General features: G+C 59.0%; 22 protein-coding genes. 11 read left to right on the top strand and 11 right to left on the bottom strand.

The window, feature by feature from the left end; all coding sequences use genetic code 11:
• Positions 1-3 precede the first annotated feature (3 nt).
• The 4 genes from B0H98_RS08795 to B0H98_RS08780 all read right to left on the bottom strand — a co-directional run bounded on the left by B0H98_RS08795 (position 4) and on the right by B0H98_RS08780 (position 3,817).
• Positions 4-777, bottom strand: coding sequence for a CoA-transferase subunit beta (locus B0H98_RS08795; protein ID WP_106374693.1), 774 nt, complete (start codon positions 775-777; stop codon positions 4-6).
• A complete protein-coding gene (locus B0H98_RS08790) occupies positions 774-1,595 on the bottom strand; it encodes a CoA transferase subunit A (RefSeq protein ID WP_106374692.1) in 822 nt (273 codons plus the stop codon). The genes B0H98_RS08795 and B0H98_RS08790 overlap by 4 nt, the downstream gene beginning before the upstream one ends.
• 262 nt (positions 1,596-1,857) lie before the next feature.
• The gene (locus B0H98_RS08785) at positions 1,858-2,895 is read right to left on the bottom strand and encodes a cyclase family protein (RefSeq protein ID WP_106374691.1); all 1,038 of its coding nucleotides are present in this window, start codon (positions 2,893-2,895) and stop codon (positions 1,858-1,860) included.
• The gene (locus B0H98_RS08780; RefSeq protein WP_106374690.1) at positions 2,882-3,817 is read right to left on the bottom strand and encodes a 3-hydroxyacyl-CoA dehydrogenase NAD-binding domain-containing protein; all 936 of its coding nucleotides are present in this window, start codon (positions 3,815-3,817) and stop codon (positions 2,882-2,884) included. The genes B0H98_RS08785 and B0H98_RS08780 overlap by 14 nt, the downstream gene beginning before the upstream one ends.
• Positions 3,818-3,965: 148 nt before the next feature.
• Between B0H98_RS08780 and B0H98_RS08775 the strand changes: the two genes are divergently transcribed.
• The 4 genes from B0H98_RS08775 to B0H98_RS08760 are packed head-to-tail and all read left to right on the top strand — an operon-like array spanning position 3,966 to position 6,697.
• Positions 3,966-5,300, top strand: coding sequence for a short-chain fatty acid transporter (locus B0H98_RS08775; protein ID WP_106374689.1), 1,335 nt, complete (start codon positions 3,966-3,968; stop codon positions 5,298-5,300).
• A gap of 32 nt (positions 5,301-5,332) precedes the next feature.
• A complete protein-coding gene (locus tag B0H98_RS08770; protein WP_244183052.1) occupies positions 5,333-5,620 on the top strand; it encodes a YciI family protein in 288 nt (95 codons plus the stop codon).
• Positions 5,621-5,654: 34 nt separating this feature from the next.
• A complete protein-coding gene (gene catC, locus B0H98_RS08765) occupies positions 5,655-5,945 on the top strand; it encodes a muconolactone Delta-isomerase (RefSeq protein ID WP_106374687.1) in 291 nt (96 codons plus the stop codon).
• Between the two features lie 38 nt (positions 5,946-5,983).
• Entirely contained in the window at positions 5,984-6,697 is a 714-nt protein-coding gene (locus B0H98_RS08760) for an SDR family NAD(P)-dependent oxidoreductase (RefSeq protein WP_106374686.1), read from the top strand.
• Positions 6,698-6,701: 4 nt separating this feature from the next.
• Here B0H98_RS08760 and B0H98_RS08755 read toward each other — a convergent pair whose 3' ends face one another.
• The 4 genes from B0H98_RS08755 to B0H98_RS08740 all read right to left on the bottom strand — a co-directional run bounded on the left by B0H98_RS08755 (position 6,702) and on the right by B0H98_RS08740 (position 11,080).
• Positions 6,702-7,922, bottom strand: a complete 1,221-nt coding sequence (locus B0H98_RS08755) for a CaiB/BaiF CoA transferase family protein (protein ID WP_106374685.1) — start codon at positions 7,920-7,922, stop codon at positions 6,702-6,704.
• Positions 7,923-7,976: 54 nt separating this feature from the next.
• Positions 7,977-9,479, bottom strand: a complete 1,503-nt coding sequence (locus B0H98_RS08750) for a tripartite tricarboxylate transporter permease (protein WP_106374684.1) — start codon at positions 9,477-9,479, stop codon at positions 7,977-7,979.
• Positions 9,480-9,510: 31 nt separating this feature from the next.
• The gene (locus B0H98_RS08745) at positions 9,511-10,011 is read right to left on the bottom strand and encodes a tripartite tricarboxylate transporter TctB family protein (RefSeq protein ID WP_106374683.1); all 501 of its coding nucleotides are present in this window, start codon (positions 10,009-10,011) and stop codon (positions 9,511-9,513) included.
• An 82-nt stretch (positions 10,012-10,093) separates the two neighbouring features.
• Positions 10,094-11,080 (bottom strand): Bug family tripartite tricarboxylate transporter substrate binding protein, encoded by a 987-nt coding sequence (locus B0H98_RS08740; RefSeq protein WP_106374682.1) that lies wholly within the window; start codon positions 11,078-11,080, stop codon positions 10,094-10,096.
• A gap of 260 nt (positions 11,081-11,340) precedes the next feature.
• Here B0H98_RS08740 and B0H98_RS08735 point away from each other — a divergent pair, with 260 nt between their 5' ends.
• Positions 11,341-12,120, top strand: coding sequence for an IclR family transcriptional regulator domain-containing protein (locus tag B0H98_RS08735; protein ID WP_106374681.1), 780 nt, complete (start codon positions 11,341-11,343; stop codon positions 12,118-12,120).
• A 44-nt stretch (positions 12,121-12,164) separates the two neighbouring features.
• On the opposite strand, the gene aroQ is transcribed toward B0H98_RS08735, so the two are convergent.
• The gene (gene aroQ / locus B0H98_RS08730) at positions 12,165-12,614 is read right to left on the bottom strand and encodes a type II 3-dehydroquinate dehydratase (RefSeq protein WP_106374680.1); all 450 of its coding nucleotides are present in this window, start codon (positions 12,612-12,614) and stop codon (positions 12,165-12,167) included.
• 109 nt (positions 12,615-12,723) lie between these two features.
• On the opposite strand from aroQ, the gene B0H98_RS08725 reads away from it, so the two are divergent.
• On the top strand, positions 12,724-13,578 hold the full coding sequence (locus B0H98_RS08725) for a DUF72 domain-containing protein (protein ID WP_106374679.1): 855 nt from the start codon (positions 12,724-12,726) through the stop codon (positions 13,576-13,578).
• Positions 13,579-13,729: 151 nt separating this feature from the next.
• Positions 13,730-15,073 carry a sodium-dependent transporter gene (locus tag B0H98_RS08720; RefSeq protein ID WP_106374678.1) on the top strand — a complete coding sequence of 448 codons (1,344 nt, stop codon included), beginning with the start codon at positions 13,730-13,732 and terminating at the stop codon, positions 15,071-15,073.
• 65 nt (positions 15,074-15,138) lie between these two features.
• Here the strand turns inward: B0H98_RS08720 and B0H98_RS08715 are convergent, their stop codons facing one another.
• A complete protein-coding gene (locus tag B0H98_RS08715; RefSeq protein WP_106374677.1) occupies positions 15,139-15,354 on the bottom strand; it encodes a PA3496 family putative envelope integrity protein in 216 nt (71 codons plus the stop codon).
• A 244-nt stretch (positions 15,355-15,598) separates the two neighbouring features.
• Here B0H98_RS08715 and hexR point away from each other — a divergent pair, with 244 nt between their 5' ends.
• From hexR to B0H98_RS08700, 3 genes are all read left to right on the top strand, one after another.
• Positions 15,599-16,453, top strand: coding sequence for a transcriptional regulator HexR (gene hexR / locus B0H98_RS08710; protein WP_106374676.1), 855 nt, complete (start codon positions 15,599-15,601; stop codon positions 16,451-16,453).
• A 101-nt stretch (positions 16,454-16,554) separates the two neighbouring features.
• The gene (gene uvrD, locus B0H98_RS08705; protein WP_106374675.1) at positions 16,555-18,753 is read left to right on the top strand and encodes a DNA helicase II; all 2,199 of its coding nucleotides are present in this window, start codon (positions 16,555-16,557) and stop codon (positions 18,751-18,753) included.
• A 123-nt stretch (positions 18,754-18,876) separates the two neighbouring features.
• Positions 18,877-19,974, top strand: a complete 1,098-nt coding sequence (locus B0H98_RS08700; protein ID WP_106374674.1) for a TRAP transporter substrate-binding protein — start codon at positions 18,877-18,879, stop codon at positions 19,972-19,974.
• A gap of 75 nt (positions 19,975-20,049) precedes the next feature.
• On the opposite strand, the gene B0H98_RS08695 is transcribed toward B0H98_RS08700, so the two are convergent.
• A complete protein-coding gene (locus tag B0H98_RS08695) occupies positions 20,050-20,463 on the bottom strand; it encodes an acyl-CoA thioesterase (protein WP_106374673.1) in 414 nt (137 codons plus the stop codon).
• A gap of 84 nt (positions 20,464-20,547) precedes the next feature.
• Here B0H98_RS08695 and B0H98_RS08690 point away from each other — a divergent pair, with 84 nt between their 5' ends.
• Positions 20,548-21,498: a PstS family phosphate ABC transporter substrate-binding protein gene (locus tag B0H98_RS08690; RefSeq protein WP_106374672.1), complete on the top strand. Its 951-nt coding sequence runs from the start codon at positions 20,548-20,550 to the stop codon at positions 21,496-21,498.
• Positions 21,499-21,618 lie beyond the last annotated feature (120 nt).

The raw sequence follows: 21,618 nt of genomic DNA, 5'->3' as shown, positions 1-21,618 counted from the left end.
TCCTCAGGCGCCCGCGTGGGCCTGCTCGGTGCGTGCTTTCAGCTCGCGCAGAATGGTCAGTTCGTTTTCGCTTGGTTCGGGCGTACTTTCAAGCCGCTCGGCAAAGCGTACTTCCCAGCCGGTGGCGTCCATGACCTCTTCGCGAGTGACCCCGGGGTGCAGCGATACCACGACCAGCTCCTTGGTGTCCGGGTCGGGCTTCATCACACACAGGTCGGTAATCACGCGGGTCGGCCCTTTACCGATATTGGGTACGTTGTCGCGCCCCTTGCCGTCACGACCAAAGCCAAGCGTAGTGACAAAATCGACGTTTTTGACGAACGCCCGCCGGGAATGCCTGAGCGTGATGAATACCTCACCGGCATTGGTGGCAATCTCGGGCGCCCCGCCACCGCCGGGCAGGCGCACCTTGGGTTCGCGGTAGTCGCCGATCAGCGTGGTATTGAGATTGCAGTACTTGTCGATCTGCGCGGTGCCCAGGAAGCCGACGTCGATCTTGCCGCCCTGCAGCCAGTAGCGGAACATCTCCGGCACGCCCACCGTGGTCAGCGCGGTTTCGGCAAGCTCGCCATCGCCGATGGAAAGCGGCAGTACGTTGGGTTTGGTCTGCAGCGTGCCGGACTCGTAGATCAGCACCACATCAGGGGCGTGGGTCAGGCGCGCCAGGTTGGCGGCTTCTGAGGGCAGGCCGATACCGACAAAGCAGGTCGAGCCGTTTTCCAGCGCGCGGGCGGCGGTCACCGACATCATTTCAGAAGCGGAATACTCCAGGCTCATTGGGCGCTCTCCTGTGTACGGTAGACGTTTTCGTCAAGCCACTGAGTGAAGGTATCTCGGTCGCGGGCAATGGCGTCCCACTCCTTGTAGAAACGGTTGCTGCGCCCGTAGTAGCCGTGGGTATAGGAAGGCAGCGCTCCTTTCTCGGCAACCGCCACGGCGCTGATGGCCCAGCCGGGAATCACGCAGGCGTTGGGGTGGGCGTCAAGATCATCGACGACCTCCTCGACGGTGACGATGCTGTGTTTGGCCGCCAGCACGGCTTCCTTCTGCACGCCGACGATGCCTTCCACCAGCACGTTGCCCTGGCGATCCGCCCGCTGGGCATGAATGATCGACACATCCGGGCGCACCGAAGGCACGGCGGCCAGGCGTTCCCCGGTAAACGGGCACTCGATGAACTTGATCTGGTCGTTGACGCTGGGCAACTCGCTGCCGATATAGCCGCGGAAAACCGCCAGCGGCAGGCCCGCCGCGCCGGCTTCGAACGCGCAGGCCATGGCGGCGTGGCTGTGCTCGAGAATCTCGACCTTGTGCGGCCAGCCCTTCTCGACGGCGTCGCGCAAACGGTGCAGTGACCCCACTCCCGGGTTGCCGCCCCAGGAGAAGATTACCTTCCTGGCGCAGCCGGCACCGATCAACTGATCGTAGATGATGTCCGGCGTCATGCGGATCAGCGTCAGGTCGCGCTTTTGCTGACGAATCACTTCATGACCCGCCGCGAACGGAATGAGATGGGTAAAACCTTCCATGGCCACGGTAGCGCCGTCTTCGACGTAGCGGGCTACCGCGTCATGCAAGCTGAGAAACTCGGCCATTGAATTGCCTCTTAGCTATTTTATTGCCGTCATAATAGATTTGTTCGTAAAACGAACATTGATTTGCAATACGAACAAAATAAAGAGGCCTTGGCGCTACGTCAAACCACTAAAAAAGGGAGGCCAGGCCTCCCTTCGTTTAGCTTAAAAAAATAGCCATTTAAAACATGCACATAGCTAAAAGTTGAACCGTAGAGCGCTGACATGAAGCGAGCATCACACGACAAAAGTATGAGAAGCAGTGCCCCCCGAAGGGGTAGTATCAGACGGTGGCAATAGGCGTCACCGGTGACCCGATAGCACCGGGTAATCTCAGAGGGGGCGCGGTCAGCAAGAAACGTGAGCGCTGATGCTCGTGCAGCCAATCGGCCAGGGGCGTGAGATACCAGAGCTCTGCAAGCGGCAGACCCAGCTTGAAAAGGCAGTGGTGGTGTAACGGCAGCTTGCAGCAATCCTCCGGCGCGATAGCCTTGTCCGCATTCTCGACGGCATAGTTATCGGCGCAAATGGCAACGATGCCGCTGTCGCTTATCCATTGCAGCAGCGACGCATCCGTACCGTCCAGAACCGCCCCGGTCCGCTTTAGCTTTTCGACATCCGGCTGACCCGCCATCTCCAAGATTGCATCAGCAAAGCCCGTGCGCAGCACCAGCATGTCGCCGGGTTCAATGGTGACGTTCAGCTCATCCAGGGCGCGCATCAGCTCCTTGTAGCCGACAAGCGTGCGTCCATGACCGTATACACGGACCAGATCCACCAATACGCCTCGGCCCTGCATGCCGTGCACCGCCATGTTTTCCACCCCAAGACGCTGGGCGCGAGAGTGGCCCAATGCCTCTTCACCGTCCAGGCGCTGGATATCGGTTTCAGCCCGATAGCCGTTGTAGTAGCACCGCTCGGCGTGGCCATCACCATCGGCGTCGAAAAGCGCTCCTACATGGGCCAGGGAATCCCACTGGGAGGAGTACTGAAGCGACAGCACGACCTGATCGTCGCTGATGACATCGACGAGGCCCGGGTGCAGGTTGGCAAGCGGAAAGTTGAGGTAGTCGTTCTGGCCAAGGCTTGTCGGCGCAAGACGCGGTGGAAAGCGCCGCGGATTGAGCGCATTGCCGCCCGGCAAATCCAGCGGCAGCGACAGGCTGAAGACGTTTCCCGTTACGACCTCGCGGGCCCCCTTCAGCACCTGCTCGGGTCCCAGCAGATTGACTCTGCCCAGCTGGTCATCGGGGCCGAAATCCCCCCAGTTAGCCCCTTCCGGGCGCTGTTGCCAACGTGGGTCTTGGCTAGCGTTCGCCATCGTTACCGCTCCTCTTTTCTTCCATTGCCACCGCGATAATGCGCTCCAGGCTATCGCGGGTCTGGTGCTCCTGGCGTTTGATACGCGCGTCATCCCATGAGTAGAACCCTTGCCCGGTCTTGGCACCCAGCCGCCCTTGTGCCACGTACTCTTCAAGCAGACGGGACGGCGTGTGAGTGTCTTCGAGATCCTCGTACAGGTAGCGGGCAATATTGAGGTGTGTATCAAGTCCGTTGAGGTCGCGCTGCATCAGCGGCCCGTTAAGCGCCAGCCGAACGCCGATAGAGAACTGGACGATCTCATCCAGCGCCTCAGCATCGACCACGCCCTTCTCCAAGAGGGAGAGACATTCGCGCATGATGGCGTGCTGGATGCGGTTGGCGACAAAGCCCGGAACGCTCTGATTGAGTACGGCAGGGCGTTTGCCAAGCCCCGTCAAGAAAGTGCAGGTATGGTGAATCGTCGCTTTCGTAGTGGCTGCGCCGGGAATGACTTCCACGGCGGGAATCAGATCCGCCGGGTTAAAGAAGTGCGCGCCGGCCAGGCGTTCGGGATGACGCATACCCTGGCCAATCGCATCGATGGAAAGCCCGGAGGTATTGGTGACGATCAGCGTGGTAGCGGCGCAGTGCGCTTCGGCCTCGGCGATCACCGCGCGCTTGATAGCCAGGTTTTCCGTTACGCTCTCGATGATAATGCTGGTTTCACCCTCCTGGGACCAGTGTGTCTGGACATCGAACTCGCCTGCCGCCGCAAGATGTTCAGAGAACGTCCGCTCGATCTCACGGCGGCACGCCTCAAGCGCGGTCGCCTGCTTATCGATCATGCGCACCGGTAGCCGATGCGCCAGCATCAGCTTGGCAAGCGTGACACCCATGGTGCCAGCCCCCACGATCACGACGCGCTCAATGGGTTGTGTCATGCTCTCTGTCTCTCCTTTGATGCCATATGGAACAAGCTGCGACTAACGTCGCATTGTTAGCCCGCTCAATAAGCTCAATCATCACCACAATGCGAACACTAGTACGCCATACGTACAATTAAAGTACTTCAACTCCAGGAGAATCGCCATGCAGGCTATGGCCAATTTCTTTACTCGCTTGGTCAGTCGCTACATGCCTGATCCGCTGGTCATCGCCATTCTGCTGACCGCCGTCACTATCGTGCTCGCCATGCTGGTGGAAGGCACCTCGGTATTCGCCGCTACCCGCTTCTGGGGAGACGGTTTCTGGGGGCTTCTCGCCTTCAGCATGCAGATGACCGTCATCCTGCTGGCGGGCTACATTCTGGCCAAGACGCCGTTGGTCGACCGGCTTCTCGATCGCATCGCGGGTTGCGTCAGAACGCCTTTTGCCGCCATCGTGGTTGCCACGCTGATCGGGGGTATCGGCAGTTGGCTCAACTGGGGGTTTGGCCTGGTGATCGGTGGTATCGTGGCGCAGAAACTGGCCTTGAAGGTCAAGGGCCTGCATTACCCGTTGGTCATCGCGGCGGCGTATTCCGGCTTTGCGCTTTACGGTATTGGCCTTTCCGGAAGCGTCCCGCTCCTGATCGCGACCGAGGGACATTTCCTGCAGGGTGAGATGGGGCTGATCCCGCTTTCCGAAACGATCTTCTCCCCGGTTCTGCTTATTACAAGTGGCCTCATTATTGCCACGCTGCCACTTTTCAACGCCTGGCTTCACCCCAGGCGCCCCGAGGATATCGTCGAAATCGACCCCGCTACCGTAGACAGGCCAGCGGCACCAGCGCCGGGTGACATCCAGAGCGCCACCCTGGCCGAGCGGCTCAATCATAGTCGTTTCATCGGCATCGGCATTGGCCTGCTGGGCATGCTCTATGTAGCACTCTACAGCCTCAACGGCGGATCGCTGAATCTCAATACGGTCAACTTCACTTTCGTATTTCTCGGCATTCTGCTGTTCGCATCGCCCGCCCAGTATCTTGCCGCCTTGAACGACGGCGTGCGCATCGTATCGGGCATCATCATTCAGTACCCCTTCTACGCCGGCATCATGGGTATCCTCGTAGGCTCTGGGCTGATGGTCAGCTTTGCCAACCTGTTCGTGGATATCTCGAGTGCGGCGACCCTGCCTATCTGGTCGTTTATCAGCGGCGGCGTCATCAACATTCTGGCGCCTTCCGGGGGTGGCCAATGGGCCGTTCAGGGGCCGGTCATGATCGAGGCAGCCACGGAGCTTGGCGCCTCTCATGCAGCGACGGCGCTGGCAGTACAGATCGGCGATCAGTGGACCAATATGGTTCAGCCCTTCTGGATACTTCCCGTACTCGCCATTTCAGGCCTGAAACTGCGTGACGTGATGGGCTACATGGTGTTGATCCTGATGTACCTGGGCGTCATTTTCGCTGGCGCCGTGTGGCTCTGGGGCTATCTGGGCGCGTAATTCTGACCATAGGAGCGATGACAGTGCCGTACATGATCGAAACCTTCGACAAGCCCGACCACCAAGCGCTGCGCCTTGAGGTCCGGGATGTTCACCTGGCCTATCTGGACGCACACAAGGAGCGTCTGCTGGCCTGCGGTGCCAAGCTCTCCGACGATGGCAAGACCGCTTCCGGGGGACTTTACCTGCTCGACTGTGAAACGCGCGAAGCGGCGCAGGCCTTCATCGACGCTGACCCGTTCAGCCAGGCCGACCTGTTCGAGCGTGTCGTCATCTGTCGCTGGCGCAAGGCTTATCTGGATGGTATTGGCTACTTGTAACGCCTTTTGAAACACACAAAGAGGAGAAATTGCGATGCTATTTCACGTGGAGATGGTGGTCAATCTGCCCCATGACATGTCCAAGGACGTGGCCAACGAGATCAAGACGCAAGAGCGGCAGTATGCTCAGGACCTTCAGGCTCAGGGCAAGTGGCGCCATCTGTGGCGCATCGCCGGCAGCTACGCCAACGTCAGCATCTTTGATGTAGAGAGCAATAGCGAACTGCATGAGCTCCTCTCGAACCTGCCACTCTTTCCCTACATGGACATTACGGTGAGGCCGCTGTGCCGTCACCCCTCGTCCATTCGCGACGACGATAGCTGAGCGACCCGTCTCGGCCTCATTACCTACCAGGAGCACTCATGACGACTCCCTTCGCTGTCGTTACCGGCGGCGCCCGTAATATCGGTCAGGCAATCGCCCTGCGTCTGCAGCAGGATGGCTACCGCGTCATCGTGCTCGACATCGTCGAACCTGAAGCGCCTTCGCTGAAGGAGCACGCCTATCAGGTCGACCTCTCGGACGTCGCCGCCACCCAGCAGCTTCTGTTGAAAGTCACCGAGGGCCTGCCCGTCGCCTGCCTGGTCAACAACGTCGGCATTGTGGCGCCCGCGCTGCTTGATGATACCGACATCGATGATTTCGATACGTTGATGCACCTGAACGTGCGCGCGGCATTGGTGTGCACCAAGGCGCTGCTGTCCAAGCTTCGCGAAAGCGGCAACGGGCGGATTGTCTTCAACGCCAGCCGCGTTGTATTGGGCAAGGAGGCAAGAACGCTCTACAGCGCTACCAAGGGCGCCGTACAGGCCATGGCGCGCACCTGGGCACTGGAGCTCGCACAGGATGGCATTACCGTCAACTGCGTTGCCCCGGGTCCGATTGCCACCACGGCGTTCTGGGCGAACAACCCGCCGGACTCCGAGCGCGCGCGGCGCATCATCGATAACGTGCCGGTAGGGCGCATGGGCCAGCCTGAAGAGGTCGCCCACGCGGTCAGCTTCTTCTGCGATCAGCGCAGCGGGTTCATCACTGGCCAGACCCTGTTCGTCTGCGGTGGCGTCACCGTCGGCTGAGCCGCTAGACCACGCCCTTTTCCTGCAAGCGGCGAACCGCTTCGTCGCTTTTACCCAGCAGCCGGGTCAACACGTCCCGGGTGTCTTCACCCAGCGCCGGCGGTGCCTTGGTGTAGCTCAAGGCCGTTTTGGAGTACTTGATGGGGTTGGCGACGCCGGGCACGCTGCCCGCCTTGCCAGGTACATCGATCTTCATGCCGCGAGCCTTTACCTGCTCATCCTCGAAGACCTGGGCGATATCCTGAATCGGGCCACAGGGAACGCTGATGGATTGCAGCAGCGTGGTGAGTGCCGTGCTTTCAAAACCGCGTGTTACGTCACTGATCAACGCGACCAGCGCTTCGCGATGCTTGACGCGCTGAGGATTGGTGACAAAGCGTGGATCATCCGCCACAGGAGCAATGCCTACCGCGTTACAGAAACGCCGGAACTGGCCGTCATTGCCGATGGCAATGATCACCTTTTCCCCGTTCGCGGTCGGAAACGGCTGGTAGGGCACGAGATTGGGGTGGTATTCACCGGTGCGCTTGGGGGGCGTGTCGCTGCAGAAGTAGTTGAGCGCCTGATTGGCCAGCCAGCTTACCTGCACATCCAGCAGCGCCATGTCGATATGCTGCCCTTCGCCGGTCTGGTGGCGATGATGCAGGGCGCCCAGAATGGCCACCGCGGCATTCATTCCCGTGGTCAGATCCGCCACGGCCATGCCTACCCGCTGCGGCCCGGCACCGGGCAAGCCATCCGGCACGCCGGTGATGCTCATCAGCCCCGCCTGGGCCTGAATCAGGTAGTCGTAGCCCGCCATCCTGGCCATGGGCCCGGTCTGGCCGAACCCCGTAACGGAGCAGTAGATAAGGGCGGGGTTGATCGCCGAGAGGCTGACATAGTCGAGCCGCTTGTCGACCAGCCCGCCGGTCTTGAAGTTCTCCACGACGATATCGCACTGGGCCGCCAGCTCATGCAGTAGCGCCTGGCCCTCGGGGCGTGCGATATCGACGGTCACCGAGTGCTTGCCACGGTTGGCGGAAAGATAGTAAGCCGATTGAGGTGCCTGCTCGCCCTCCCCCTGCCACCAGGGCGGCCCCCAGTGACGCGTATCGTCGCCAAGGCCCGGGCGCTCTATCTTGATGACCTCCGCCCCCATGTCGGCGAGTATCTGCGTACACCAGGGACCTGCCATTACCCTGCTCAAATCGAGTACGCGTAATCCGTTCAAAGGCCCTGACATACACACTCTCCCACGCGTTTAGACACTCGCCACCGTAAATTCCCATCGCCTTGCCTAGCCGTTATTGAGTTGCCTGGCGTTACTGGCTTGCTTGCGCGCTTGGAAAAACCTGTACAGGGCAAAGGCAATCGAGCCAAAGGTGATGGCGATAAAGAACCAGGTAATGGGTCCACGTACAAAGATGGAGAGATCCCCATTGCCGATCAGCAGAGAACGCCTGAGGTTGTCTTCGAACATGGGCCCAAGAATAAAGCCGATCAAAAACGGTGCGGCGGGAATACCCGTCCGATTGAACAGATAGCCCACCACGCCAAAGGCCAGCATCAGCCAGATATCAAACGTGGCGTTGTTGACCGCATAGGCGCCGTAGATGCAGAACATCAAGACGATAGGAAAGAGGATCGACTTGGGAATATCCGCGATCAGCGAGAAATACTTGATCGCCGCGTTACCGACCACCAGCAATATCAATGAGCTGAGCATGATGCCTAGAAACAGCGCATAGATGAGCGAAAGGTTTTCCTGGAACATGATGGGGCCAGGGGTCAGGCCATGCACCATGAACGCTCCCAGAATGATGGCGGTGATCACGTCGCCTGGAATCCCCAGCGAAAGCAGCGGTATCAGCGTAGCGCCTGCCACCCCGTTATTGCCCGCCTCGGCCGCCGCGACACCCTCGACTTCACCCTTGCCGAAATTATCCCTGTTGGGCGAGCGACGGCGGGCATCGCTATAGGAGATAAAGGCTGCCGCCGTCGCCCCGGTACCGGGAATGGCGCCGATGATCACGCCGATCAGGCTGCCGCGGACGATACTTTTCATGCAGCGCTTGAGCTCGGCCAGGGTCATGCCTGCGCCGCTTGCCTTTGCCTTGATGTGAGGCACCACTTTTTTTCTATAGAACTCGATGATTTCGGGGATGGCAAACAGACCGATCAGCAGCGGAATGAAGGAGATCGAATCCATCAGGTTGTAGTTGCCAAAGGTAAGGCGCTGCGACCCGAATACCGAATCGAGTCCGACCAATGACAGCAGTATCCCCATCAGCGCCGCCAGAAGGCCCTTCACCATGGAACCACTGGCCAGAGAAATGATGATGGTCAGCGAGAAGCAGATCAGCCAGAAGAACTCCGGCGCGCCAAAGTTGAGCGCTATCTTGGCAAGATAAGCGGCAAAGAATATCAGGGCGATATTGGAAATGAAGTCCGCGATGACCGAAGAGAACAGGGCTGTTTTCAGCGCCTTTTTGGCATGGCCCTGCTGCGCCATGGGATAACCGTCCAGCAGCGTACAGGCAGAGGCAGGCGAGCCCGGCGTACGGATCAGGATAGCGGTAATCGAGCCGCCGTACATGCCGCCTTTGTAGATACCCACCAGCAGAAGAATCGCGGCAACCGGCTGCATCGAGAAGGTAAATGGCAGGGCCAGCGCGACCGCCATGGTGGCCGTCAACCCCGGAATGGAGCCTACGGTAACGCCGATGACCACGCCAAGTGCAATGGCTATGAAGTTGTCGATACTCAAGAAAAGTTGCAGGACTTCGTTAAGGTTTTCCATATATCACCCGGGCAGCGCCGCCAAGAAGTTGTTAATAGGGCATTAGCGGAAGTGGAACATTCATCACATTGACAAACAGCAGCGTCACGCCCACAGGAAAAGCCACGGCAAACCCGTAGACCCACCAGGTCCTGACAGGGTGTGCCAGAAAGAGAAGGACGGTGGCCAGGATGCCGGTCAGGATGGCGCCCAGGGTTTCGAAAAACAGTACGTAAACCAGAAAGGCGATCACCATGATGACGAAGCGGCGCAGAGAGCCCTTGATGAACTTGCGTTCATCGCTTTCATTTTTATCGGCTACCAGCAACCCTTGAAGAATCAGCAAGACTGAAAAGGCCAGCATCAGCCAACTGACGATATTGGGTAGCCAGCGCGGCGACATCATGGGGTTCTGCATGATGGGCGGCTCACCGATATGATTGGGCACGAGATATAGCGCCAGCACTAACGAAACCACCAGCAAAATGATGCCGGTAGTGAAATCCAGGATATCTTTGATTCTGTTCACGGCACGGTAATCAGAGGATGACATGAGAGCCTCTCCAAAGGGACAAGCTAAAGAAAGCAGTGAAGGCGAAGGTCATGACAACCTCCGCCTCCATCTCTAGTGCTGTTTACTGACTGATGCCGGCCTGTTCGGCCACTTCCTGCCAGCGTGCCAGATCATCGATCACGAACTGCTTGAACTCTTCACCCTCTACCTGGCCCGGTTGCGCGCCTAGCTGCTTGGCGAAATCCAGGAACTCTTCACGCTCCATCACTTCGTCCAGCGCTTGCTGCATGGCTTCATAGCCTTCTTCCGGGAACGAGTTGTGCGCGATGAGTCCGAACCAGGCCGTGGTCACGAACTGGTCAAGGTTGTATTCACCGATTTCCGAGAGCGTGGGTACGTCGGGCAGGTAAGGTGAGCGCTCTGCCGAGGTGACGGCCAGGGCACGCAGGTCGCCGGATTTGATATGCGAATAGACGGTCGGCATATTTTCAAAGGAGACGTCTACATCGCCACCCAGCAGCGCCGGCAGGGCCGCACCGCTTCCCGCGAAAGGCACGGCGGTCATGTTGGAGCCGGTCAGCGTCTTGAACAGCTCGCCGGACATATGGATGGAGCTACCCACGCCGCTATGGCTGAACGCCATGTTCTGATCCTGGGCGGCTTCAATAAACTCAACAACCGAGTTGTAAGGGCTGCTGGCGGGCACCACCATCACGTTGGGTATATCGATCACGTTCTGGATGAAAACGAAGTCTTCGACAGGGTCGTAAGCAAGGTCCGGGTAAATGGCGGCGCCGATCGTGTGGCCCGGCGATGCCATCAAGAGCGTATGGTCAGCATCGCGACCGCCACGTGCCAGGCGGCCGGTACCCACGGTGGAACCGGCACCCGGGCGGTTCTCGACGATGACGTTGGTATCCAGCGCATCTTTGAGCAGGTCGGCCACGCGACGTGACAGCACGTCAGTGGTGCCGCCCGGCGCGTAGGGCACTACCAGGCGAACGTCGCCTGTAGGCCAATCCGCAGCGTGGGCGGTTGAAAGGGAGGCAGAAATAAGCAAGGCGCTGCCGCAGGCAGCTATACAAGTGGCGCTGATGAGTTTTTTCATTGTATTAACTTCCTGTGCGTAGCTGGCTATTTGTTCGCAATACGTACATGTATTCGCATTACACACACGCAGACTACTGCGTTATAGCCACTCTACAAAACACAACTTTAGTAGCATCTGCTCATCGCGTTTCCATTCGCCAGAAACAAGAGAGGGAGAAAATCAGAAAACCATATGTTCGCATAACGAACTATTATCCGATAGAATCGCGTATTACGCTTATTTGATTAGCGAAATCGATACACCTAGGCAGGGAAAACATGCTTGAAGATATTCTCGACCCTGAAAGCCGGGACTTTGTGACAGCGCTTGCCAGCGGCCTGGAAGTCATACGCGCATTCGACTCTGAGCACCCACGGATGACGCTCAGCGAAGTGGCCACACGTACAGGCATGAATAGAGCAAAGGCGAGGCGCTTTCTGCTGACACTGCACTCCTTGGGCTATGTGCGTAAACAGCAGCGCTATTTTGAGCTTGCTCCACGGGTGCTTCAGCTGGGCTATGCCTTTTTGTCGGCCAACAACTACCGCGGCGTCATTCAGCAATATCTGGAAGACATCACGCTGGAAATCGGCGAGTCCTCCTCTTTGGGGGTGCTGGATGGCGAAGACGTCATTTACGTCGCACGCTCAGCCGCCAAGCATCGCTTGATGGCCATTACACTATCCGTGGGTACTCGCTTACCTGCTGCGCATACGTCCTTGGGGCGGGTGCTTCTCGCCCAGCTCGATGGCGCTGAACTGGATAATTACCTGGCCAATCTCAAGCTGGAAAAGCATACGGAAAAAACCATTACCGATATAGATAAGTTGAGGCATCAAATCATTACCGCACGCCAGCAAGGGTATGCCATCGCTGATCAGGAACTTGATCCTGGATTACGCTCCTTGGCCGTGCCTGCCTTTGATGCCAAAGGCCACCTGATCGGCGCCATCAATGTCAGCACGAATGCAGCCAGGGTAGATCTGGATACGCTGCTGGGTCGCTACTTGCCGATCATGCAGAAAAAGGCCGCCCAGATCAGGCTGAACATCAATTGACCCTGGAGAAGATACCTTTCAGGCCTTGAAGGCTAAACCGCCATCTACTTGTTATTAGCCTTGATGATTGCCTCTAGCGCCGCCAAGTACCCCTGTATGCCTAGTCCGGCAATGACACCCTCGGCGCGCAGCGAAATATAGGAGTGGTGGCGAAAGCTTTCGCGTTTATGCACGTTGGAAATATGCACTTCGATCACCCGACCATCAAAAGCGTTGAGCGCATCCAGAATGGCAACCGACGTGTGCGTATAGGCCGCCGGGTTGATGATGATCGCCTGAGTTCCATCACGTCTTGCGCTATGGATGGCATCGATCAGCACGCCTTCATGATTACTCTGCAGGCACTCGATGTCCCACCCGGCGGCTATCGCCTTTTCACGTAGCAGGCTGTTCACGTCGTCCAACGTCTCAGCCCCATAGATTTCCGGCTGCCGAGTACCCAGCAAGTTGAGATTGGGACCGTGGAGTACCAGAACACGTGGCGTAGTCGGCATGCGTATTTCCTTGTCTGTCTATCGGGTCTGGCGGTCAGTTATTCACCAACGCTTTAATAGCTTCATGCTACATTAGTACGCTTTAGAAATGCAGCAGGTTAGTTGCCCCATGACCCTCCCCCTCTACCTAGGCCTGCCCATGTGGGCCAACCAGGACTGGCAGGGCAGCCTGTATGCCCGCCACGCCAGAACCGACCTGCTCAGCGACTATGGCCGCGTGTTCTCGAGTGTGGAAGGCAACACCACCTTTTATAGCGGCGCGCCCAAGGCCGAGACGATTGCCGCCTGGTCACGCCAGGCGCCGCCTCACTTTCGCTTCTGCTTCAAGCTGCCGGCAAGCGTCACCCACGACCAGCGCCTGACCGATCTGGACGCTGCCTGGGCATTCCTGGATGCCCTCGCCCCGCTGCATGATCGCCTTGGCCCGACCATGGTTCAGCTGCCGCGCGATTTCGGCCCTGACGAACTGCCGCACCTGGAGGCCCTGCTGGCTCGCTGGCCTGCGCATTTAGCTTGCGCCGTCGAGGTTCGCCATCCTGCCTTTTTTCACAAGGGAGCGGCTGAAAAAGCCCTGAACCAATTGTTGATAACTTATTGCGCCAACCGCGTGATGCTGGACGTACGTCCGGTGTTTTCAACGCCTGCCGATGGCCACCCAGGGCTTGCCCACGCCCAGCAGGAAAAGCCGAAACTCCCGCTACACGTGCTTTCCACAGGAAATTTTCCGGTCATCCGCTTTATCGGGCATATTGACAAAGCCATCAACAGGCACTACTTCGAACCGTGGAAAGCCCAGCTAAACCTGTGGATAAGTCAGGGGAAAACCCCTTTCTTATTTGTGCATACTGCGGATAATCGCGAATCCCCTGACATGGCCCGTACGCTCTACAACACCCTTGGCGAAACCACCTGCCTGCCGCCGCTATCCGCCTTTCCCGGCGAGACACAAAACCAGCTGTTTTAGCCTAACGTTATTAGCACCTGACTGGCACGGGCCCGCCTGATCGGATAAATTGCGCATACTTTCGATAAACGCAGGCTATCTGTGTTTATCGAACATGCGTAAATGGGGCGCATAGCGACTTATTACAATCTAACTAACTTGTAGGTGATGTATGGCAAAGCTTGCACATGCACAATGGTCATCGAAGATGGGCTTTGTGCTGGCTGCTGCGGGATCGGCAGTAGGCTTGGGAAATATCTGGCGCTTCTCGTACATGACGGGCGAAAGCGGTGGGGCTGCTTTCGTGCTGGTCTATCTGGCGTGTGTAACGCTGGTTGGTCTGCCGATTCTGGTAGCGGAGTGGATGATTGGCCGCCGCGGGCAGAAAAACCCGATTAACACCATGGCAGAGCTGGCCAGCAGCCACGGTCGCTCGCGTGCGTGGGCATCGATTGGTATCAGCGGCGTCTTGGCCGCCTTTCTGATCCTTTCGTTTTATAGCGTGATTGGCGGCTGGTCGCTCAACTATACGCTGGGCTCGGTGATCGGCACATTCGACGGTCAGGATGCCGACACGGTGGGCGCCATGTTCAGCGAGCTGCTGGGTAACCCCAAAGCGCTGCTCATCTGGCATACCGCTTTCATGCTGCTGGTCATTGGAATCGTGGCACGTGGCGTAACCAAGGGGCTTGAAGCAGCTTCACGTATCCTGATGCCGGCGCTGGTGGTGCTTCTGCTGGTGCTGGTTGGCTACGGTATGGCAAGCGGCTACTTTGGTGAAGCACTGAGCTTCATGTTCAGCCCTGACTGGGGCGCGCTGGATGGTGGTGTGGTCCTTGCTGCCATGGGTCAGGCCTTCTTTACCCTCTCTCTGGGGATGGGCATCATGATGGCGTATGGCTCCTACCTGGGTGAAGACGTCAATCTGATCAGCACCGCGCGTACCGTTATCATTCTGGATACGGCGATTGCCCTGCTGGCGGGCCTTGCGATCTTCCCGATCGTATTCGCCAACGGGCTAAGTGCAAGTGAAGGTCCAGGCTTGATCTTCATTACCCTGCCTCTGGCGTTTGGCAATATGTCCGGCGGTACGATTCTCGGTCTGATGTTCTTCTTGCTGCTGACCTTTGCGGCACTGACTTCCGCTATTTCACTGCTGGAGCCAGTTGTTGAAACGCTGGAAGAGCGCACGTCCTTGAGCCGAATTGGCGCAACGCTGGTAAGCGCTATCGCCGTGTGGCTACTCGGGGTGGCGGCACTACTGTCATTCAATGTCTGGTCCGATGTGCTGTTCTTCGGCCTCAATATCTTTGACTTCCTGGATACCTTCACCAGCAAGATCTTGCTGCCGTTGACGGGGCTTGGCGCGATCATCTTCTTCTCGCTCTGCCTGGATAAGGAAGAAGCGCGCAAGGAACTCCGCCTGGATATCTATGACTTCACTCTGTGGAATCTGCTCGCGAAGTATGTCGCTCCACTGGGCGTCATTGTGGTCTTTTTAACCGGCTTGATCTAAGCCGCACCTTGCCCTGCCAAACGGCGGGGCAATGGTCGGGCAAGTATAATCAGCAACGTGCCAGACTAGTGTAATTCGCTCTCTTGCTGCTCTTCTTCGGGCAAGGGAGCGATATCCCGCGACAGCTTCTGAAACTCGCGATGCAGTTCTATTCCCCTCCGCGCTCTCAAGTTGCGCTGGGCGGCGCTACGCTGGCGCTGAACATGCTCAACCACTTCCATGCTCATGAAGATGTCCAAAAGCTCGCTTTTTACCGAGGTGATTCGTTCGACGTTTCTCATGATCGACGTGCCTCCAGGTGAATATGCCTTTGTCCACCTGCATCCGTGACGACTGTTAAATGATGCAGTGCGGCACTTCACTTCTTACTATAACCTACTTGACAAAATGATGACGAAACGGGAAGAAATACCTAAACGCGCTTTAAACGCTTGAGCGGCGTGGGTTTCGTTGTCCATATTTGCCATCTCTCAGGCATACTGAGGAAAACGCCGTGGTAGCGGCAGAATAAACGAGGAGCTTACCGTGAGTCGCGCCCTGTTCGATGAAATGAGACGCCGCATGGAGCACTTTCGCCGCTCCGAACAGAAGGTTGCGCGGTTTGTACTGCGCAACCCCGATGAAGTTATCCACATGCGGATCGTGGACCTGGCCACCGAAGCAGGCGTCAGCGAACCCACGGTGGTGCGATTCTGCCGCGCTCTGGGCTGTAACGGCTTTCAGGATTTCAAGCTGCAGCTGGCGCAGATGCTGGCATCCGGCAGTCAGTTCGCCCAGTTCTCGATGAACGATAGCGACTCGGTCGCCGAGTTTTCGCACAGCATCTTCGACTCCACCGTGGGCACCCTGCTGTCCGTACGCGACCGGCTCGACAACGATGCACTCGGCCGGGCGGTAAATGCCCTGGCCATGGCCAACCGGGTGGAGTTCTACGGCTTCGGGGCCTCGGGGGCCGTCGCTTTTGATGCCCAGCACAAGTTCTTTCGCCTGCAGATTTCCACCTCCGCCTACGCTGACCCGCACATGCAGAACATGTCGGCGGTGACCCTTAAAGAGGGCGATGTGGTCGTGGCCATCTCCCAGACCGGGCGCACCAAGGCGCTGGTGGCCAGCGTACGCCTGGCCCGTGAAGCGGGCGCCACGGTCATCGGCCTGTGCCCCAGCGGCTCGCCGCTGGCTGAAGAGGTCAGCCTGCCGCTGTATATCGATGTTCACGAAGACACCGAGATCTACACACCGCTCAGTTCACGCATTGCCCATCTGGTGCTGATCGACGTTCTGGCCGTGGGTGTCGCCAAGACCCGCGGGCCAAAGCTTGCCGAACAGCTCAAGGCGGTGAAAAAGAGCCTCAACACGCTGCGTTACCCGGAAGAGAACTGATCATCGTAAAAAAGCGCCGCTCAAAGTAAACGCCTGTATACACAGCCAGTGTGCTTGCTGTGCTAGACTAGGCGCCCATTTTCGATCCGGCAGCGGCTTTTATGGACGACGTCACGGCGATACTCGATCAGCTCAACACCGCTCAGCGCGAGGCGGTCAGCGCCCCTCAGGGCAACCTTCTCGTGCTGGCCGGTGCCGGTTCGGGTAAAACCCGGGTGCTGGTACACCGCATCGCCTGGCTGATGCACGCCGAAGGCCTCTCGCCCTATGCGCTGCTGGCAGTCACCTTCACCAACAAGGCCGCCCGCGAAATGCGCACGCGCCTTGAAGCGCTGCTGGGGCATTCGCTGCGCAACGTCTGGGTGGGTACCTTCCACTCGATTGCCCACCGCCTGTTGCGCACCCACTGGCAGGACGCGCGCCTGCCGCAGAATTTCCAGATCATCGATTCCGACGACCAGCTGCGGCTGATCAAACGGCTGCTGAAAGACTACTCGATCGACGATGAGCGCTACCCGCCACGCCAGGTGCAGGGCTTTATCGGCGGCTGCAAGGAAGAGGGTCTGCGCCCTCATCAGGTCAACGTGGATGGCGATGGCTACATGGCGCAGATGGTCGAGCTTTACGAGCGCTACCAGCTTACCTGCGAGCGCGGCGGCCTGGTGGACTTCGGCGAGCTGCTGCTCAGAAGCCTGGAGCTTCTGCGCGACAACCCGCCGCTTCTGGACCACTACCGCGAGCGCTTCGGCCACGTGCTGGTGGATGAGTTTCAGGATACCAATACCCTGCAGTACGCCTGGCTGAAGCTTCTGACCGGGATGCAGACGCCGATGACCGCGGTGGGCGACGACGATCAGTCGATCTACGGCTGGCGCGGGGCGAAGATCGAGAACATCCGCCGCTTCGAGGAGGAGTTTCCGCAGACCCATACCGTGCGCCTGGAGCAGAACTACCGCTCGACCAGCGCCATTCTGGATGCGGCCAACGCCCTGATCAGCCACAACAGCGAGCGCATGGGCAAGAACCTGTGGACCGACGGCATCGAGGGCGAGCCGATTTCGGTCTATGCCGGGTTCAACGACCTGGAAGAGGCGCGCTATATCGTCGATACCATCAAGGAGCGCGTCGACGAAGGCTTCAACCGGCGCGATATCGCCATTCTCTACCGCTCCAACGCCCAGTCGCGGCTGCTGGAAGAGACCTTGATCCGCCAGGGGATGCCTTACCGTATTTACGGCGGGCACCGCTTCTACGAGCGCCTGGAGATCAAGAACGCCCTGGCTTACCTGCGCCTGCTGCTCAACCGCGACGACGACGCCTCTCTCGAGCGGGTGATCAACGTGCCCACCCGTGGCATCGGCACCCGCACCGTGGAAATTCTGCGCCACCGCGCCCGGCTCGAGAGCATCTCCCTGTGGCAGGCGCTGCACGATGCGCTGGGCGACGGCACGCTGAAAGGCCGCGCGGGTAACGCCGTGCAGAACTTCGCCAATCTGATCGAGCAGCTCGACAACGACGCCGCGGGCCTGACGCTTTATGAAATCATCGATCACGTCACCGAGCACACCGGACTGATCGAGCATCACAAGAGCGAGCGCGGCGAGAAGGGCCAGGCGCGGGTGGAAAACCTGGAAGAACTGGTCACCGCCGCGCGGGCCTTTACCCAGGGCGACGCTTTCGAAACCCCGGAAGCCGGGGAAGGCATGACCGCGCTGGAGGCATTTCTTTCCGAAGCGGCGCTCAACGCCGGCGACCACGAAGCCGAAGAGTTCGAGGACAGCGTACAGCTGATGACGCTTCACTCCGCCAAGGGCCTGGAGTTTCCGGTGGTGTTTATCGCCGGCGTGGAAGAAGGTCTGTTCCCGCACAAGATGTCGATCGAAGAGCCGGGACGGCTCGAAGAGGAGCGCCGGCTTTGTTACGTGGGCGTGACCCGCGCCATGCAGAAGCTCTACCTGACCCACGCGGAAACTCGCCGCATGCACGGCAAGGAAGTCTTCCCCCGGCCGTCGCGCTTTCTGCGCGAGCTGCCGCCGCACCTGCTTGAAGAGGTGCGTCTGCGCGGACATATCTCGCGTCCGGTAACGGCCGCGCGAACCAGCTTCGCCCAGCAAAGCGTCGAGAGCGATGGCGACCTGCCGGCACTGCACGTGGGCCAGCGCGTGGATCACCCGGTGTTTGGCGAAGGGGTGATTCTCAACGCCGAAGGTGAAGGCCCCCGTGCCCGCGTGCAGGTGAGTTTCGAAGGCGACGGGGTCAAGTGGCTGGTGCTGGGGTTTGCCAAGCTGACGCCGCTATAGCGCCGCCTTGCGGGAGCGGCGGGCAGCTTGCTCAATAAAACGTGATTAGCGCATACTGACGGGCGGACACTTGCGCTCACGTGCAATTAAACAAAAATCATACTTTCTCGGAGTCATGCCGCCATGCAACGCCGCCAATTTTTGAAAACCGCCGGCCTAGGTGCCGCCGGTGTCGCCGCCGCGCCTTTCGTCAGCAGCGCCCACGCGCAAGAAACCTATACCTGGGACATGGTCACGTCATGGCCGAAAAACTTCCCGGCGCTGGGCACCGGCGCCAACGACTTTGCCAAGCGCGTCGAGCAGCTCTCGAATGGCCGGATGACCATCCGCGTACACGGTGCAGGCGAGCTGGTACCGGCCCTGGAAGTCTTTGACGCCGTTGCCGCCGGTACCGCTGAAATGGGTCACTCCACGCCTTATTACTGGCGCGGCAAGCTGGCCGCCTCGCAGTTCTTCACCGCCGTGCCTTTCGGCATGACCACCACCGAGATGAACGCGTGGCTGTATCACGGCGGTGGCCAGGAGCTGTGGGACGAGATATACGCCAAGCACAACCTCAAACCGTTTGCGGTGGGCAATACCGGCCCGCAGATGGCCGGCTGGTTCAAGAAAGAGATCAACTCGCTTGCCGACATGCAGGGCCTGAAACTGCGCTTGCCGGGACTTGCCGGTGAAGCCATGAATGGCATCGGGGTCAGCACCGTCAACCTGCCGGGATCCGAGATCTTCACCTCGCTGCAAACCGGCGTGCTGGACGCGGCCGACTGGGTAGGCCCCTACAATGACATGGCGTTTGGTCTGCATCAGGTGGCCGACTATTACTACACCACGGTGTGGAACGAGCCGACCGCTACCGTCGAGACCATGATCAACCTGGATGCCTGGAACGAGCTGCCGGAAGATCTGCAGGACGTCATCCGCGAAGCGGCGCGTGCTTCCAACCTGGCCATGTTCACCGAGTTCGCCTACCGCAATGCCCAGGCGCTCGAAACGCTGGTTGACGAACACGGCGTGCAGCTGCGCGAGCTTCCCGAAGACGTGATTCAGGCGCTTTACGAGTCGTCTCAGACCGTGATTCAGCGCCAGGTGGAGAGCGATGATGACTCCCGCCGCGTGTATGAGTCCTACTCGGCGTTCCAGCAGGTGATGCGTCCATTCAGCGATATCGGCGAGTATGCGTACTTCAAGGGTCGCGAGCAGGTCGGCGGTCAATCTGCATAGAGCAGATGTTAGACGACAGGCTAAGCAGCAGGGGCGCCTAGGCGCCCCTGCTGCTTTTCTGGATAGCGTGAAGCATCAGTCGTGAACGGCGCGAATGCGGCCATTGTCGTCCAGCGCCACCCTCACGAATCGCGCTTCGGTCACTTTCTGGCGCTCTTCAAGGCGCCGGCCGTGGGGTGGGCGTACCCACACCTCCACGATAATCCTGATCGAACTGTGACCGATCTCCTGTACCTGGGTATAGACACTCACCATCGAGCCCACGCGCACCGGACTCAGGAAATCCATCGATTCGATGGCCACGGTCGCCGTTCGACCACCGGCTTCACGCCCGGCAGCAAGCTCCGCTGCCTGATCCATGTGATTGACCAGCCAACCGCCCGGAATATCGCCGTAAAGATTGGTATCCTGTCGAGACGCCAGCAGCTTTAAGGTGAGCTGGCCTTGAGGTGCCGGGGCATCGTCCAAATCGGTTTCCAAGAGTGTCATGAGTCGGTCGCTTAAAAGGATTATTGTTGTGGCACTGCTGCATCGCAATATAAAGGCGTTAGTTAAGCATACGAGGAGAGACGTTTGAAGCGTATCGATTTATCACGCAACCGGGGCTGTCGCCTGCGCGCTGTCCTCGTCGTGGCGCTCATGCTATGCGCATCCATGGCCTTTGGGCAACCACAACCCATCAGCGGCACCCTGAGCGCGATCGGCTCGGACACCATGGCGGGCCTGACGCTGCGCTGGGCTGAGGCACTGACCAACCGCTATCCTGGTATCAGCGTACAGTTCCAGGCGACAGGCTCGGCAAGCGTCCCGCCTGCACTGACCGCCGGTACTACCCGCCTGGGCCCCATGTCGCGCCCCATGAGCGCAGAGGAGCGCCAGGCGTTTATCGACCGCTACGGCTATCCGCCGCTGGCGCTGAGAGTCGCCAAGGATGCACTGGTGCTGGTGGTGCATCGCCATAATCCGCTAAACGCCATTACTCGCCAGCAGGCCGATGCCATTTTTTCCACCGATCAGGCCTGCGGCGCACCATCGCCCATCCGCCGCTGGAGTGAACTCCCCGCTACGCACGACTGGTCTTACGGGCACATTGCCCTTCACGGGCGTAACCTGGCCTCGGGCACTCACGGGCTGTTTCAGGCCGAGGTGCTGTGCGGCGGCCGTTTCCGGCCGGATATCAGCGAACATCCGGGCTCGTCGGCGGTAGTGGCAGCCGTTGGCGAATCACCCAATGCCATGGGCTATGCCGGTTACAACCACCTGACGCCCATGGTGCATGCGCTACGCCTGATCACTCAGGATGGAACGGAAATCGCCCCTACCGAGCAGACCATACAGCGCAACGAATATCCGCTGGCGCGCAACCTCTACCTTTATGTGAACTTGCCGCCGGGTGAGTCGCTGCCGCCTGCCGATCAGGCGTTTCTAGCGCTCATCCTGTCTGAAGAGGGCCAGCAGATTGCGCGCGCGGCCGGTTTCGTGCCGCTGCCTGAAAGCGAGCTTATCACCCAGCGTGCCTGGTAAATCACTATCATCTAACTGTCATAAAAGTGACGTAGAGTAAGGAGAGTTCTCGTGCAGATAGTTTTTATGCAAACGATAATGCTTATGAAGATGATAGCTGTAACGCCTGTGACCCCGCTA

This window comes from Vreelandella songnenensis, from assembly GCF_003002925.1.
Taxonomy (GTDB): Bacteria; Pseudomonadota; Gammaproteobacteria; order Pseudomonadales; family Halomonadaceae; genus Vreelandella; species Vreelandella songnenensis.
This window is presented reverse-complemented; position numbering and strand designations above follow the sequence as displayed.

Excerpts from the sequence above, each read along its gene's own strand:
- B0H98_RS08795 (WP_106374693.1), bottom strand. The coding sequence starts at position 777 with ATGAGCCTGGAGTATTCCGCTTCTGAAATGATGTCGGTGACCGCCGCC.
- B0H98_RS08790 (WP_106374692.1), bottom strand. The coding sequence starts at position 1,595 with ATGGCCGAGTTTCTCAGCTTGCATGACGCGGTAGCCCGCTACGTCGAA.
- B0H98_RS08785 (WP_106374691.1), bottom strand. The coding sequence starts at position 2,895 with ATGGCGAACGCTAGCCAAGACCCACGTTGGCAACAGCGCCCGGAAGGG.
- B0H98_RS08780 (WP_106374690.1), bottom strand. The coding sequence starts at position 3,817 with ATGACACAACCCATTGAGCGCGTCGTGATCGTGGGGGCTGGCACCATG.
- B0H98_RS08775 (WP_106374689.1), top strand. The coding sequence starts at position 3,966 with ATGCAGGCTATGGCCAATTTCTTTACTCGCTTGGTCAGTCGCTACATG.
- B0H98_RS08770 (WP_244183052.1), top strand. The coding sequence starts at position 5,333 with ATGATCGAAACCTTCGACAAGCCCGACCACCAAGCGCTGCGCCTTGAG.
- catC (WP_106374687.1), top strand. The coding sequence starts at position 5,655 with ATGCTATTTCACGTGGAGATGGTGGTCAATCTGCCCCATGACATGTCC.
- B0H98_RS08760 (WP_106374686.1), top strand. The coding sequence starts at position 5,984 with ATGACGACTCCCTTCGCTGTCGTTACCGGCGGCGCCCGTAATATCGGT.
- B0H98_RS08755 (WP_106374685.1), bottom strand. The coding sequence starts at position 7,922 with ATGTCAGGGCCTTTGAACGGATTACGCGTACTCGATTTGAGCAGGGTA.
- B0H98_RS08750 (WP_106374684.1), bottom strand. The coding sequence starts at position 9,479 with ATGGAAAACCTTAACGAAGTCCTGCAACTTTTCTTGAGTATCGACAAC.
- B0H98_RS08745 (WP_106374683.1), bottom strand. The coding sequence starts at position 10,011 with ATGTCATCCTCTGATTACCGTGCCGTGAACAGAATCAAAGATATCCTG.
- B0H98_RS08740 (WP_106374682.1), bottom strand. The coding sequence starts at position 11,080 with ATGAAAAAACTCATCAGCGCCACTTGTATAGCTGCCTGCGGCAGCGCC.
- B0H98_RS08735 (WP_106374681.1), top strand. The coding sequence starts at position 11,341 with ATGCTTGAAGATATTCTCGACCCTGAAAGCCGGGACTTTGTGACAGCG.
- aroQ (WP_106374680.1), bottom strand. The coding sequence starts at position 12,614 with ATGCCGACTACGCCACGTGTTCTGGTACTCCACGGTCCCAATCTCAAC.
- B0H98_RS08725 (WP_106374679.1), top strand. The coding sequence starts at position 12,724 with ATGACCCTCCCCCTCTACCTAGGCCTGCCCATGTGGGCCAACCAGGAC.
- B0H98_RS08720 (WP_106374678.1), top strand. The coding sequence starts at position 13,730 with ATGGCAAAGCTTGCACATGCACAATGGTCATCGAAGATGGGCTTTGTG.
- B0H98_RS08715 (WP_106374677.1), bottom strand. The coding sequence starts at position 15,354 with ATGAGAAACGTCGAACGAATCACCTCGGTAAAAAGCGAGCTTTTGGAC.
- uvrD (WP_106374675.1), top strand. The coding sequence starts at position 16,555 with ATGGACGACGTCACGGCGATACTCGATCAGCTCAACACCGCTCAGCGC.
- B0H98_RS08700 (WP_106374674.1), top strand. The coding sequence starts at position 18,877 with ATGCAACGCCGCCAATTTTTGAAAACCGCCGGCCTAGGTGCCGCCGGT.
- B0H98_RS08695 (WP_106374673.1), bottom strand. The coding sequence starts at position 20,463 with ATGACACTCTTGGAAACCGATTTGGACGATGCCCCGGCACCTCAAGGC.